This window comes from Rhodococcus sp. NPDC006774, assembly GCF_040636045.1.
GTDB lineage: Bacteria > Actinomycetota > Actinomycetes > Mycobacteriales > Mycobacteriaceae > Rhodococcoides.
Window position 1 is genome coordinate 1 of the sequence record NZ_JBEYIW010000005.1, and the last position, 14,862, is coordinate 14,862.

Genomic DNA, 14,862 nt, shown 5'->3' on the forward strand with positions numbered 1-14,862 from the left:
GCCGAGAACACCGACCGCAACGAACTCTTCGCCTCCACAACCCTGAACGGTCGGCTGGTACTCAAAGGCGACTTCGATGCGATCACCGGCGAGAAGCTGCTCACCGCACTCTCACCGTTGACCGAACCCCACCCCGCAGTCGACGGCAGCCAAGACGATCGCAGCCCCGCCCGGCGCAGAGCCGACGCCTTCGGGCACATCCTCGACCAGTACCTCGCCTCGAATGATCGCCCCATCGAAGGCGGTGAACGCCCGCACGTGAACCTGCACATCCGGTTGCAAGACCTCACCGACCTCCAGAGCCGCGGCGACGAAGACGACATCACCGACGACGAGCACTGCAACCGAACCCGCTGCCGGGCCTACCGCCGATCGCGGCACGTATCGCGACTTGTTCGGCGACGGCACCACTGTCGGCTGGGTGCCGTGGATGGGACCGCTCTCCCGCAACACCTCCCGTCAGTTGGCGTGTGATTGTGTCCTCACTGCCATCGTGATGGACGAGAACGGCAACCCGTTGAACCTCGCCCGCACCGCCCGTACCGTCACTGCCAAACAACGCACAGCTCTCACCGCCCGCGATCACGGTTGCGCGTTCCCCGGCTGCGGCAAACCTGCCGCCTGGACCGAAGGACACCACATTTGGCACTGGGGCGACGGTGGCCCCACCGACATGAACAACCTCGTCCTACTGTGCGGCTTCCACCACCGCCTCATCCACCACAGTGACTGGGAAGTGTTCATCGGCACCGACAACCACCCCTGGTTCGTCCCACCGGCAACCGTCGACCCGTACCGACAACCGAGACCATCGCACGCCCGCGCAGGCCCCCACATCGCCTGAACCGAGCGCACCGTCCACACAACGACTCCAGCCCCGCACCGAGAACACGGTGCGGGGCTGGAAGAGGTTGTCGTGCAGCTACTTCAGCTAAGACCTATCAGCTCAACGCCGCCAGGTTCGCGACGGATTTCTTCACATCGGTGTCGAGAGCCCGCGCCACCACCGATCCCACCGGACCGAAGAGCACACCCCCACCGAACTTCGCATCGAGCGTCAGCTCCGAACCGCCCTCGGCCTCACGCACATGGACAGTCAGCGAAATCCTCACCCCGCCCTTGCCGCGGCCGGACATCTCGATCAGCTTCGGCTCGTCGTACTCCGTGAAGGTCCAGTTGATCGTGTTCTTGAAGCCCTTCACCTTCACCAGTGACTCCACCTCGGTACCCTTGCCGACCTTTTTCGGCGGTGGACTGCACCACCCACCGTGGATGGTCATCCACTCGTCGAACCGGTCGAGCGCGGACGCTTTGTCCCATGCGCCCTGCGGATTCTCGGGCATCTGTACCGAGACACTGATCGTTGCCATGGAATCGAGCCTGTCACAACTCTCCCGCATCTTCAGACGGCGGCCGTTAACCTGAGACGATGGCCACGCTCGAGATCGAAGGTCGGAAGGTCTCCGTCACCAACCTCGACAAAGTGCTGTTCCCCGAAACCGGCACCACCAAGGGCAACATCATCGAGTACTACGTTGCCATCGCACCCGCCATGCTGCCGCACCTCGTCGGCCGAGCCGTGACCCGCAAGCGTTGGCCCAACGGCGTCGACCAGTCGTCGTTCTTCGAGAAGAACCTCGCCGCGTCCGCCCCCGACTGGCTAGATCGGCGTTCGATGCAGCATTCGGACCGCGTCGTCACCTACCCGCTGTTCTCCACCGCTGCCGATCTGGCGTGGCTCGGTCAACAGGCATCCATCGAAACGCATGTGCCGCAGTGGCGGTTCGACGGCACCGAACCCGGACCTGCCACCCGCATGGTCTTCGACCTCGATCCCGGTGACGACGTGGACCTCGCCCGGTGCGCCGAAGTGGCGTGCGAGATAAGGGATCTGATCGGCGATATCGGGATGACCGCATATCCGGTCACCAGCGGCAGCAAGGGAATCCACCTGTACGTGCCGCTGGAGAAACCACTGTCGACCTCAGGCGCATCCACGGTCGCCAAACGTGTTGCCACGCTGCTCGAAGAGCGCTCCCCGGACCGGGTCACGGCCACGATGGCGAAGGCGAAGAGAACCGGGAGGGTGTTCGTCGACTGGAGCCAGAACAACGGCAAGAAGACGACGGTCGCCCCGTACTCGCTCCGCGGGCGAACGCTCCCCACCGTCGCGGCACCACGTACCTGGGACGAGCTGGAAGCGTCGGGGCTGCAACAGCTTCGGTTCGAGGAGGTCCTGGAGCGATTTCAGGACCTCGGCGATCTACTGGCACAGCTCGACCCCAGCGTGGACTCGGCCCCCGAAAGCAGTTCTGTCACAGACAAACTCGGCAAGTACCGCAGCATGCGCAGCGCCGACAGAACACCCGAGCCGATACCGACCACCGCCGAGCCGCAGGGCAACAACGACACGTTCGTCATCCAAGAGCATCATGCCCGACGCCTGCACTACGACTTTCGACTCGAACACGACGGCGTCCTGGTCTCGTGGGCCGTCCCCAAGAACATCCCGGACGATCCGAAGCAGAACCGGCTGGCCGTTCACACCGAGGACCACCCGCTCGAGTACGCGACGTTCTCCGGTCGGATACCGAAGGGCGAGTACGGCGGCGGCGACGTCTCGATCTGGGACAGCGGAACCTACGAACTCGAGAAGTGGCGAGACGACGAGGTCATCGTCGTCCTGCACGGAAAGAAGGCGACCGGGCGCTTCGCCCTGATCCGCACCAAGGGCAATCAGTGGCTCATGCATCTGATGAAAGACGCACCCGACGCCCGAGCGACTCCTGAAGAACACACGCCGGACAATCCCACACCCAAGAACATCTCACCGATGCTCGCGACCGCCGGCGACGTCCTCGATCTCCCGGATGACGAGTGGTCGTTCGAGGGCAAGTGGGACGGGTTCCGCATCGTCGCCGAACTCAAGCACGGTTCGATGACGCTGCGCACGCGCAGCGGCAACGACTACACCGAGAAGTTCGGCGCACTCCAATCTTTCGCAGACGACCTGGCCGAGCACGACGCCGTCGTCGACGGGGAAGTCGTCGTGTTCGACGACAGCGGCGTCAGCAGTTTCGAGAAACTGCAGAACGCCACCCGCGACGACATCCGATTCATCGCCTTCGATCTGCTCTACCTCGACGGCACGTCACTGCTGCGCAAGAAGTACTCGGATCGACGACGGCTGCTCGAACTACTGACCACCGGACTCGACTCGGTGCTGGTGCCTCCGCGACTGACCGGTTCCGCCGCGGACGCCGTCGCGGAGAGCCGAGAACGGGGCTGGGAAGGCGTCGTTGCCAAACGCACCGACTCCGTCTACCAACCCGGCAAGCGCGCCCATACGTGGATCAAGCACAAGAACTGGCGAACGCAGGAGGTCGTGATCGGTGGGTGGCGTCGAGGCCAGGGTCGTCGTGCGGGCGGCTTCGGCTCCCTGCTGATGGGGATACCCGACGGTGAGCGACTGCGCTACGTGGGACGCGTCGGAACCGGGTTCGACGACCGTGCGCTCGATACACTCGCTGCCCTCCTCGCACCGCTCGAGGCGTCGGACAGTCCCTTCTCTTCGGTACTGCCCGCGGCCGATCGGAACGGAGCAGTATGGGTCGAGCCTGTACTCGTCGGCGAGGTGCGGTTCTACGAGGCGACGGAATCGGGCCATCTGCGGCATCCGAGCTGGCGTGGTCTGCGCCCGGACAAGGAACCGAAGGCGGTGCGTCAGGAATGACGAGAATGCCCGGGTGAAAAACTTGGACCCGATCGAAGAAACAAGGATAGGGAACGTACGGTTGCCATAAAATGAGCGGATGCGTACCGTTGCGCCCATCGTTTCTGGGGGAGCGTAACAAGTCACGCATCATCAGCTATATCGGTTTGCGGGCCGGCTCTACGGGGGCTTGCCAGATCGCCGCAGCGCTCGTCGCTTCGGTTCAGGCACGGAGGGGTTTTCGACATGCGGGTTCTCAAGTTGGCAGGCGCTGTCAGCATGACGGCGGTTGCAGTTCTGTGTTCGTCGCTCGTCGGCGCAGGTCACGCTGCTGCTGCGCCGTTGTACCCGACGCCTATCGCGGACGGCTTCTACTCTCCGCCCGTGGATCTCGACGCGCTCGCACCGGGCGACGTGATCTCCAGCCGCCCGATGCCACCGCCCCCCGGATTCTTCGGCGTGGACGTGTGGCAGCTGAATTTCCGCTCCACAAATTCGGCCGGTGATCCCATCGCCGCAATCAATACCGTGTTGGTTCCGCAGAACAAAGCACCGAATGGCCCATTACTTTCCTACCAACACATCATCAATGCACTCGGTCTCGAATGTGCACCTTCACAAGCACTCTGGTCGAACGACCCCAATCTTCAGATTCGTGAAGCACCAGCTCTGAACGCGGTGCTGCAGCGCGGCTGGACGGTAGTGATCGCCGATCACCTCGGACCGAACAGCGCGTACGGTGCCGCCAAGCTCGGCGGGCAGATCGTGCTGGACAGCATTCGCGCCACTCAGCGCTTCGATCCCATCCAGGTTCAGCAGAGCCCGGTTGCATTGGCCGGCTACTCCGGTGGCGGAATGGCCACGGCATGGGCTGCTGCGCTTCAGAACGACTACGCCCCCGAGCTGAACATCGTCGGCAGCGCGAACGGTGGTGCTCCGATGAACCTCGAGCGCATGGCCCGTGATCTCGGTTTCGCCCCGCACCCCATGTTCGGTCTGGCGTTCGCCGCCGCGCTCGGTATCGAACGCGAGTACCCCACCCGCATCCCGATCAGCTCTCAGCTCAACCCGCTCGGTAAGCAGATCGAGAGCCAGATCCAGAACGGGTGCACCAACGACATCATCGCGGCAGGCGCGGGCAAGAGTGCCATGGAGGTCGCGGGCAGGCTGGACCTGATCAGCAGCCCGGAGGCGATCGCCGCAGTCAACGACAACAGCGTCGAGCTGTACCCCGGCGTACCGAAGGCACCGTACTTCGAGTGGCACAGCCCCTCCGATGCGTTGATCCCGGTCAGCGCCATCGACAACACGATCGCCCGATACTGCCGCGCCGGAGTGCTGGTGACCGAGGTGAAGGTGCCCAGCAACGATCACCTGACTGCGGCAGTGCTCGGCCTGCCTCAGGCGCTCGAGTGGATCGACCAGCGCTTCGCCGGAGTACCGGCTACCTCCAACTGCTGATCGGGTCGCCCGACGCCTGGCACCTGACAAAAGCTTCGATGGGTCGGTTAGGCTAACCTCGCTAAGTTCTGCTGCGAGGAGATCCCATGAAGAAGACCGTCCAGCTCGTCGCCGCCGGTGCCTCCGTTCTGGCACTGGCTGCCGGCTGTTCGTCCGATGCCGACACCGACGCATCCGGTAGCCCCGGTAGCGCCGCCGGCTTCCCGGTCACCATCGATCACCGATTCGGTGAGACGGTCATCGACACCGAGCCCACCCGCGTCGTGACGATCGGATTCAACGAACAGGACTTCGCACTCGCGCTGGGCGTCAAGCCCGTCGCGACGCGCGGCAACCTGAGCTACGACTACCGGCAGCGCCCCTGGGCGCAGGAGGCGCTGGGCGGCACCGAGATTCCCGAAGTCGGTAGCACCGATCTCAACCTGGAGCAGATCGCCGCACAGGCACCCGATCTGATTCTCGGCCCGTACTCCTTCATCGACCAGGGCCAGTACGACACCCTCTCCGGGATGGCTCCCACAATCGCCGACATCGGCGGCTACGACAACGTGCCCGCGGCAACGTGGCAGCAGGAGTTCGCGGTCGTCGGCGAAGCGCTCGGCAAGTCGCAGGAAGCCCAGGACCAGACGGCCGAGCTCGAGCAGAAATTCGCCACCACCGAGGCCGAGAACCCTCAGTTCACCGGCAAGTCGCTGTCCCTCGCGTTCGTCATGGACGACGGCAGCTACCTGCTTCTCGGCAAGGACGACATCCGCGCCCTGTTCTTCACCGACCTCGGCTTCGAGATTCCCGACGCCTCCGAGAACATCAGCCCGGAGAACCTCGACCGACTCGACACCGACGTCCTCGTCATCGCCGGCCAGGGCCGCGAACAGCTGCAGGCCAACCCACTACTCGCCGCCCTCGACGTCGTTCGGCAGGACCGCACCGTCTACATCGGCTCCTTCAGTACGGACCTACCCTCGGCCCTCGGCTACTCGAGCCCACTGTCGCTGGACTACGCGATCGACGGATTCACCCCGATGCTCGCCGCCGCAACCGACAACGACCCAGCGACCGTCGTCCCCGACCCGGCATAAGGTCACTCCGCAGGCTCCGCTCCCGGTTTCATAAGGTCACTCCACCTGCGCGAACTGCGTCCGATGCAGCTCCTCGTAGCGGCCACCCGCCGCGAGGAGCTCGTCGTGCGTGCCGCGTTCGGCTACTCGCCCGTCCTCGATCACCAGGATCACGTCCGCAGCCCTGATGGTCGACAGCCGATGCGCGATGACCACCGACGTCTTACCCTCCAGAGCCTCGGCCAACGCGGCCTGCACAGCGGCCTCCGAGGTCGAATCCAACGATGCCGTTGCCTCGTCGAGGATGACGACCCGTGGCTGCGCGATCAGCAACCGTGCGATCGTCAGTCGCTGACGCTCACCACCGGAGAGTCGGTACCCGCGCTCGCCGACGACGGTGTCCAGGCCGTCGGGCAGGGAGCGCACGAGGTCCGCGAGCCGCGCCCTCGAGAGCGCGTCCCACAGTTCGTCGTCGGTTGCTTCGGGCCGCGGCAGCAGCAGATTCGACCGGATGCTCTCGTGGAACAGATGCCCGTCCTGGGTCACCATTCCCACTGTGCCGCGGACGGATTCGGCCGTCAGGTCCCGCACGTCGACGCCCCCGAGCCGGACCGCACCGCCATCGACGTCGTACAGCCGTGCGATCAACTGCGCGATCGTGGACTTGCCCGCGCCGGACGTACCGACCAGCGCGACCATCTGGCCGGGTTCGGCTCGGAACGACACCCCGTGCAGAACCTCCTCTCCCCCGCGCGAATCCAGGGTTGCGACCTCCTCGAGCGACGCGAGCGACACTTTGTCCGCGGACGGGTACGCGAACCTGACATCGTCGAGTTCGACGGCCACCGGACCGGGCGGTAGAGCTTTCGCGTCGGGCTTGTCGGTGATCAACGGAACGAGATCGAGAACCTCGAAGACCCGCTCGAAGCTCACCAACGCGCTCATGACCTCCACGCGCGCGCTGGCAAGCGCCGTCAGCGGTGAGTACAGCCGAGCCAACAGAAGTGACAGTGCCACAACCGAACCCGGGTCCAGGCTCCCACTGAGGGCGTAGAAGCCGCCCAATCCGTACACCACGGCGAGAGCCAGTGCCGAGACGAGCGTCAGCGCCGTCACGAACACCGTCTGCACCATGGCACTGCGCACTCCGATGTCGCGCACCCTGGCCGCCCGTACCGCGAACTCGACCGATTCCTGGTCGGGATGACCGAACAGTTTGACCAGTGTTGCTCCCGGAGCCGAGAACCGCTCTGTCATCTGCGTACTCATCGCCGAATTGTGCGCTGCCGCTTCACGTTGCAGCCGCGCGAGGCGTCGACCCATCCGACGCGCGGGAAGCACGAACACCGGCAGCAGGACCAATGCGAGAAGGGTGATCTGCCAGGAGATTCCGATCATCACCACCAACGTCAGCACCAGGGTCACGAGATTGCTGACGACACCGGACAGCGTGGTGCTGAATGCGCGCTGCGCCCCGATCACGTCGTTGTTGAGTCGGCTCACCAACGCACCGGTGCGAGTTCGCGTGAAGAATGCGATCGGCATCCGCTGCACGTGGTCGAACACTGCCGTCCGCAGATCCAGAATCAAGCTTTCGCCGATGTTCGCCGAGAGCCATCGATTGATCAGACCGACCACTGCGTCCACCACAGCGATCGCCGCGATCGCCAGGGCCAGCAGCACCACCACACGAAGCTCTCGCCCGTCGACGATGGCATTGACCACCCGGCCCGCCAACACCGGCGTCGCCACCGCAAGGACGGCCAGGGCCACGCTGAGCACCAGGAATCCACCGAGGGCGCGGCGATGCGGTGCCGCGAACGTCAGAATCCTGCGAGCCGTCTCCTTGGAGAACGACGACTGGGTGTCGGGCCTGTTCATCGTGCGATACATCTGGTTCCAGGCGGTCATCTCCATACTCATCCCACCAACGTAGAACCTCGACATAGCTCGAGGTCAAGCGCGGCACCCGAGACCGACGGGAGGGGCAGGCGACCGATGCCGCCTGCCCCTCCCTGGGCGCTCACCGCGGTACTACGCCGCAGCAGTTGCCTCCGCCGGCTCCAGCGCGAGCGCCAGGATGTCGGCGACGTCGGTCATCGGGCGAACATCCAACGCCTCCAACACCTCTGCGGGTACGTCGTCCAGATCCGGTTCGTTGCGCGCCGGAATGAACACCGTCTTCAGTCCCGCACGCTGCGCAGCCAGCAACTTCTGCTTCACCCCGCCGATCGGCAGCACCCGTCCGTTCAACGTGACCTCACCGGTCATCCCGACATCCGAGCGCACCGGCCGCCCGGTGGCCATCGACACCAGGGCCGTCACCATCGTCACACCGGCCGAAGGACCGTCCTTCGGCACCGCGCCCGCCGGAACGTGCACGTGAATGCGGCGATCGAGAGATTCCTGCGTGACGCCGAATTGTGCTGCGTGCGAGCGCACGTAGGACAGCGCGATCTGTGCGGACTCCTTCATCACGTCGCCGAGCTGGCCGGTGAGCTCGAGCCTGGAGTCACCTTCGGTCGCCGCAGCCTCGATGAACAGCACATCGCCGCCGAGTCCGGTGACCGCGAGACCCGTTGCCACACCCGGTACTTCGGTTCGCTCGTGCGCTTCGGGCGTGAACCGTGGGCGACCGAGGTACGTCACCAGGTCCGGCTCGCCGATCTCCAGGACATCCGTGGTGCCCACCAACCTCGTCGCAACCTTGCGAAGCGCCTTGGCCAGCAGTCGCTCGAGTTGCCGCACTCCCGGCTCACGGGTGTAATCGGCCGCGATCTTGCGCAGCGCGGCGTCGGTGACCGTCACCTCCTCGGATGTGATTGCCGCCCTGTTCATCTGACGGGGCAGCAGATAGTTCCGGGCGATGACGACCTTGTCGTCCTCGGTGTAGCCGTCGATGGTCACCAATTCCATGCGGTCGAGCAGCGGCCCGGGAATCTGGTCGATCACGTTGGCCGTAGCGAGAAAGACCACGTCGGACAGGTCGAGATCCAGATCGAGGTAATGATCGCGGAACGTGTGGTTCTGCGCGGGGTCGAGCACTTCGAGCAGAGCGGCACTGGGGTCACCGCGATAGTCCGAGCCGACCTTGTCGATCTCGTCCAGCAGGACAACGGGATTCATCGATCCCGCCTCACCGATGGCCCGCACGATCCGACCCGGCAGCGCGCCGACGTAGGTACGACGGTGCCCACGGATCTCGGCCTCGTCGCGGACGCCGCCGAGCGCGACGCGCACGAACTTCCGACCGAGCGCACGGGCCACCGACTCACCGAGCGAGGTCTTGCCGACTCCGGGCGGACCTGCGAGCACCATGACGGCACCGGACCCACGCCCACCGACCGACTGCAGACCACGCTCGGAGCGACGCGCCCGGACGGCCAGGTACTCGACGATCCGATCCTTCACGTCGTCGAGCCCGTGGTGGTCGGCATCGAGAACCGCACGTGCAGAGTCGATGTCGTTGTTGTCGGTCGTGGTGTTGTTCCACGGCAGATCGAGCACGGTATCGAGCCAGGTGCGGATCCAGCCCGACTCGGGGCTCTGATCGCTGGCCCGCTCGAGTTTGCCGACCTCACGCAGCGCCTGTTCGCGTACCTTCTCGGGCAGGTCCGCAGCCTCGACGCGGCCACGGTAGTCGTCCGCACCGTCGGGCTCGTCCTCGCCGAGTTCCTTTCGGATGGCCGCCAACTGCTGCCGGAGCAGAAACTCCTTCTGAGTCTTCTCCATACCCTCGCGGACGTCGCCGGAGATCTTGTCGTTGACCTCGACTTCGGCGAGATGGGCCTTGGTCCACTCGATGAGCGACGTCAGACGCGTTGCCACATCCGGGGTTTCGAGAAGGTCCCGCTTCTGCACGTCGGTGAGATACGACGCGTAACCGGCCGTGTCCGCGATCGCGCCTGGGTCGGTGAGCTTGTTGACCGAGTCGATCACCTGCCACGCGTCGCGGCGCTGCAGCATCGCCACCACGAGACGCTTGTACTCGGCCGCGAGCGCATCGAGACCGTCGTCGGCGGGGCTGCCGGTGAGTACATCCGGAACGGGCTCCGCCTCGACCCACAGGGCGGCACCGGGGCCGCTGACGCCGTGGCCGATGTGCGCGCGGCGACCGGCCTTGATGACAGCGGCCGGTCGCCCGTCCGCCAGGCGTCCCATCTGGACGATCGTGGCGAGGACTCCGTACGCGGCGTAGCGGTCTTCGAGACGCGGCGCGACGAGCAGCGTGCCGTCGTTGCTCGCCTTCGCGGCGTCGACGGCGGCACGCGCTGCTTCGTCGAGTTCTACGGGCACCACCATGCCGGGCAGAACGATCGGGTCGGTCAGGAACAGTACGGGGACACGAACGGTTTCGGTCACTTCTCCTCCAAAAGATTGAGCTATACGGGCTCAACTTCGAAAGCAGTAGTGATGTTCCCTCGAACGTCCGCTGTTCTCCGTGGGCAGAACGCCGACCGCCCTCTCCCGCTACTTCAGCGAGCTGACCAGCTTCTCCGCAAGGGGACGCGTCGATGCCGGGTTCTGGCCGGTGTACAGGTTTCGGTCGACGACGACGTTCGGTGCCCACGCGTCAGTGGAATCGAACTTCGCGCCGTTCTCGCGCAACCGGGATTCGAGCAACCACGGGGCCTTCTCGGCGAGACCGGCCTGGGTCTCCTCCTCGTCGGTGAATCCGGTGAGCTCGTACCCGTCGAACGCCCAGGTTCCGTCGCTACGGACGGCCGGCAGCAAGGCGGCAGGCGCGTGGCATACCGCCGAGACGACCTTGTTCGAGTCGAGGAAGTCGACCACCAGTGCCCCGAAGCTCTCGGAGACCGCGAGGTCTTCCATCGGTCCGTGACCGCCGGGAACGAAGACGACGTCGAAGTCGGACGCCTTCTGGTCCTCCAACTTTGCGGGTGAGGACAGGATCGACTCGATCGAGGCGAGGTAGCTCTTCTGATCCGCCACCTTCTCCTCGTCGCCGCCGTTGGCATCGACGGCCAGGCTGCCCTCGTCGACGACCGGAGCCTTACCGCCCGGCGTCGCGACGGTGATGTCCCAGCCTGCGTCGACGAACGTGCGATGGGACTCGACGAGCTCCTCGGCCCAGTACCCGGTGGGGTGCTTCGTTCCGTCGTTCAGGGTCCAGTGGTCGGCAGCGGTTACCGCAAACAGCAATGTGGTCATGCCGGGGGAATGCCACGGCGACCCACGATCGAAACACCCGGTCGATCACTGCTCGCCCATCGAACCGATCACCACGACGGCATCGAGCGCCTCGGATTCGGCGATACGACCGGCGAAGCCGGCGTCGATCACGGCACGTAACGTCGAATGCGCCAGTGCTGCACTGGTTTCGATGAGCAGATGGCCACCCGGAGCCAGCCATTGCGGAGCGCCGACGGCGACACGACGATGAATCTCGGCACCGTCCGTACCGCCGTCGAGTGCGATGTGCGGCTCGTGGATGCGCGCCTCTCGTGGCATCAACCCGATGTCGCCCGTCGGGACGTAGGGCGCGTTGACGACGATCGCATCGAATCTGCCGCGCATCTCCGGCGGCACGGCGTCGTACAGGTCACCGCGATGAACGTGACCGGCCGGGACCGCGCCCCCTACGTGTGCGACATTGCGCGATGCACACTCCACCGCCACCGCGTCGACGTCGGCAGCGTGCAACTCGGTGACACCATCGACCGACAGGCCTATCGCCCCCGAACCGCAGCACAGGTCGAGCAACACCGAAGGATGCAGCGCCGCAGCACATTCGACGAGAAACTCGGTTCGACGGCGAGGTACGAACACGCCCGGTGCGACGGCGATGCGTCGACCACAGAACGCGACCCAGCCGACGACATGCTCGAGCGGTTCACCGGCGACGCGGCGCGCGAGCATCGCGGTCAGCTCTGCCGGCGTCGACGCGGACTCGACGAGGATGTCGGCTTCCTCTTCGGCGAACACGCACCCGGCACCGCGCAACGCGGACACCACCTGGCCGTACTCGAGTTCCGACATCGATCATGCCTTCCGGAGTGCTGTTCGCCCGCCCGCTCACTCGCCCGCGGAAACACTGTAGCGCGGTATGTCGCACGACAGGACGGGGCAGTAGCTCAGCCGAGGTGCTCGCGTGCCACCGAGACCGCCGCGGCCCGGTCTCCCGCCGCGATGGCGTCGAACAGGGCCTCGTGCAGGTCCACGTCGGGCTCGGTTCCACGTGGCCGTGCGAGTACCTCCGAGGTGTAGGCCAGCAGTTCGGCCCGCAGTCGTGGCAGGAAGGACTCGAAGAGATCCGAGAGCAGGGAATTGTGGGCGGCGGCCACCACTGCGACGTGGAAGTCGATGTCCGCGTTCACGAACGCCGCGTCGGACTCGCTCGCGGCGGCGTGCCGCGCGTCGAGTGCGCGCCGCATCCGCTCGACGTCGGCATCCGTACGACGCTCGGCGGCCAAGCCTGCGGCGTCGATCTCGACGATGCGACGCACCTCCTGCACCTGCGCCAGGCCGGCACGCTGTACCGATGCGGAGACGTCGATCGGAACCGAGTCTGCGACGACGAACACCCCGGCGCCTTGCCGCGATCTCACCAGCCCTCGGGTAGCGAGCACCCGCACGGCCTCGCGCACGGTGGATCGGCCGACCCCCAGCTCCTGCGCGAGGGACGTCTCACCCGGCAATTTCGCGCCGACCGGCCATTCGCCCGCACCGATGCGTCGACCCAGTTCGGTGACTGCGCGGTCTGCGGGACGGAGATGTTCGGTGGACACGAACACCAGTATCCCGCGTCGCCACTTGTCTGAGAAGTAACCTTTGCATTACAGTCCTCGGACATGTTCGGGTGCGTGCTCCTCCTTCCACGCCGCGACGGGGTCGATCGCCGACCGGCACCCCGTCGCGGGGTACGACACTGCGCCGGTCGCCGATAGCAGAGACCCACACACCCGAGGACGACGATCACCGTGTTAAGCAACCGCCAACAACCCAGCCCGATGCCCTCGCACCGCTACCGCGACGTGCACCGCCGTGTCACCGTCGTCGATCAGGAAAGGTGCTGGCCCGCAGCCACCTTCACCGCTGCCCCGCTGTGGGTTCCGGTCGATCTCCGGGACGGCAACCAAGCGCTCGCCGAGCCCATGGATCCGCACCGCAAACGCCGCATGTTCGACCTGCTCGTCAGCATGGGCTACAAGGAGATCGAGGTGGGGTACCCGTCCGCGAGCCGCGCCGACTTCGACTTCGTTCGGTCGCTCGTCGGCACCGTGCCCGAGGACGTGACGATCGTCGTGTTCACCGCAGCCCGAGCCGACCTGATCGAACGGACCTTCGCCTCGATCGAGGGACTACCCGACGTGGTGGTGCACATGTACACCGCGACGGCACCGACCTGGCGCGAGGTGGTGCTCGGACATTCCCGTGATGCACTGCGCCGGTTGATCTTCGAGGCCGGGGAGCGGATAGCACGAACAGCAGGAGACAGGAGCGGGGTTCGCTTCGAGTTTTCGCCGGAAGTGTTCAACCTGACCGAACCCGACTACGTGCTCGAGATCTGCAACGGCATGTCGCGGATCTGGGATGCCAGCGCCGATCGACCGGTTATACACAATCTCCCTGCCACAGTGGAGATCTCGTCCCCGAACGTCTATGCCGACCAAATCGAGTACATGCATCGACACCTGGACCGCCGAGACTCGGTGATCCTGTCGGTGCACCCGCACAACGACCGAGGCACCGGAGTCGCGTGCGCAGAGTTGGCGGTGCTGGCCGGCGCGCAACGCGTCGAGGGGTGCCTGTTCGGCAACGGGGAGCGGACCGGGAACGTCGACCTGGTGACGCTGGCCCTCAACCTGCACGCCCAGGGTATCGACCCGATGATCAACTTCTCCGACATCGACGAGATTCGCCGAACGGTGGAGTACTGCAACCGAATCGACGTGCACGAACGGCACCCGTACGCGGGCGACCTCGTCTACACCGCGTTCTCGGGAACGCATCAGGACGCGATCAAGAAGGGCATGGTTCACCACCGCATCGAGGCCGACCGCCTCGGCGTCGACCCCGACCTCGCGCCATGGGCGGTGCCGTACCTGCCGATAGATCCCGCCGACGTGGGACGCGACTACGACGCAGTCATCCGGGTGAACAGCCAATCCGGAAAGGGTGGGATCGCATATCTGCTGTCGGTGGACCACGGCCTGGAACTCCCCCGCAGGTTGCAGATCGACTTCGCCCGGGTGGTCCAGCACGACACCGACTCGACGGGGACCGAGATCAGCTCCAAGGAGATCTGGACCCTGTTCGAGGACAACTACATTCGCACCGGCCGTCGCACACTGGTGGCGTGGTCGATAGATGCGGACTCCACCCTGTCGGTCACCCTCGCCGACGACGACGGCGAGCATCACCACAGCGCCGCCGGAACCGGGCCGGTCGACGCATTGGCGCAGATTCTCGGAGTCGAGGTGCTCGGTCTGTCTCAGCACTCCGCCACTCACGGCTCGGACAGTGGAGCGGCAACGTATGTCGAGGTTCGTCGGGGCGGGAAGTCGGCGTGGGGAGTGGGGATCGACGGATCCGTCGTCGCCTCCTCGTTGATTGCACTGCTGTCGGCCGCGAACAATCTCGTTTGACGCTGCCCCGCGCCGAGGGACA

The 14,862-nt window shown here is 65.4% G+C and carries 12 protein-coding genes; 6 read left to right on the plus strand and 6 right to left on the minus strand.

What is annotated here, in order from left to right; genetic code table 11:
• Both ABZ677_RS09245 and ABZ677_RS09250 read left to right on the plus strand, forming a co-directional pair.
• On the plus strand, window positions 1–474 hold a 474-nt coding region (locus ABZ677_RS09245; RefSeq protein WP_358368603.1), incomplete at its 5' end, for a DUF222 domain-containing protein.
• Window positions 431–844, plus strand: coding sequence for an HNH endonuclease signature motif containing protein (locus ABZ677_RS09250; protein WP_358368606.1), 414 nt, complete (start codon window positions 431–433; stop codon window positions 842–844). The genes ABZ677_RS09245 and ABZ677_RS09250, both read left to right, overlap by 44 nt.
• 97 nt (window positions 845–941) lie before the next feature.
• On the opposite strand, the gene ABZ677_RS09255 is transcribed toward ABZ677_RS09250, so the two are convergent.
• Entirely contained in the window at window positions 942–1,370 is a 429-nt protein-coding gene (locus ABZ677_RS09255) for an SRPBCC family protein (RefSeq protein WP_032396781.1), read from the minus strand.
• A gap of 59 nt (window positions 1,371–1,429) precedes the next feature.
• On the opposite strand from ABZ677_RS09255, the gene ABZ677_RS09260 reads away from it, so the two are divergent.
• From ABZ677_RS09260 to ABZ677_RS09270, 3 genes are all read left to right on the plus strand, one after another.
• Entirely contained in the window at window positions 1,430–3,733 is a 2,304-nt protein-coding gene (locus ABZ677_RS09260) for an ATP-dependent DNA ligase (protein WP_358368609.1), read from the plus strand.
• A gap of 225 nt (window positions 3,734–3,958) precedes the next feature.
• Complete coding sequence (locus ABZ677_RS09265) at window positions 3,959–5,173, plus strand: lipase family protein (RefSeq protein WP_358368612.1); 1,215 nt, start codon at window positions 3,959–3,961, stop codon at window positions 5,171–5,173.
• 86 nt (window positions 5,174–5,259) lie between these two features.
• Window positions 5,260–6,252 carry an iron-siderophore ABC transporter substrate-binding protein gene (locus ABZ677_RS09270; RefSeq protein WP_358368615.1) on the plus strand — a complete coding sequence of 331 codons (993 nt, stop codon included), beginning with the start codon at window positions 5,260–5,262 and terminating at the stop codon, window positions 6,250–6,252.
• Window positions 6,253–6,288: 36 nt separating this feature from the next.
• Here ABZ677_RS09270 and ABZ677_RS09275 read toward each other — a convergent pair whose 3' ends face one another.
• The 5 genes from ABZ677_RS09275 to ABZ677_RS09295 form a co-directional block, all read right to left on the minus strand.
• Window positions 6,289–8,154: an ABC transporter ATP-binding protein gene (locus ABZ677_RS09275; RefSeq protein WP_037194833.1), complete on the minus strand. Its 1,866-nt coding sequence runs from the start codon at window positions 8,152–8,154 to the stop codon at window positions 6,289–6,291.
• A 111-nt stretch (window positions 8,155–8,265) separates the two neighbouring features.
• A complete protein-coding gene (gene lon, locus ABZ677_RS09280; protein ID WP_358368617.1) occupies window positions 8,266–10,593 on the minus strand; it encodes an endopeptidase La in 2,328 nt (775 codons plus the stop codon).
• A gap of 108 nt (window positions 10,594–10,701) precedes the next feature.
• Window positions 10,702–11,403 (minus strand): type 1 glutamine amidotransferase domain-containing protein, encoded by a 702-nt coding sequence (locus ABZ677_RS09285; RefSeq protein ID WP_037194838.1) that lies wholly within the window; start codon window positions 11,401–11,403, stop codon window positions 10,702–10,704.
• A gap of 45 nt (window positions 11,404–11,448) precedes the next feature.
• Window positions 11,449–12,231 carry a putative protein N(5)-glutamine methyltransferase gene (locus ABZ677_RS09290; protein WP_037194840.1) on the minus strand — a complete coding sequence of 261 codons (783 nt, stop codon included), beginning with the start codon at window positions 12,229–12,231 and terminating at the stop codon, window positions 11,449–11,451.
• Window positions 12,232–12,326: 95 nt separating this feature from the next.
• A complete protein-coding gene (locus ABZ677_RS09295) occupies window positions 12,327–12,980 on the minus strand; it encodes an FCD domain-containing protein (RefSeq protein ID WP_358368621.1) in 654 nt (217 codons plus the stop codon).
• Window positions 12,981–13,202: 222 nt separating this feature from the next.
• Here ABZ677_RS09295 and ABZ677_RS09300 point away from each other — a divergent pair, with 222 nt between their 5' ends.
• Window positions 13,203–14,840, plus strand: a complete 1,638-nt coding sequence (locus ABZ677_RS09300) for a 2-isopropylmalate synthase (RefSeq protein ID WP_358368624.1) — start codon at window positions 13,203–13,205, stop codon at window positions 14,838–14,840.
• Window positions 14,841–14,862 lie beyond the last annotated feature (22 nt).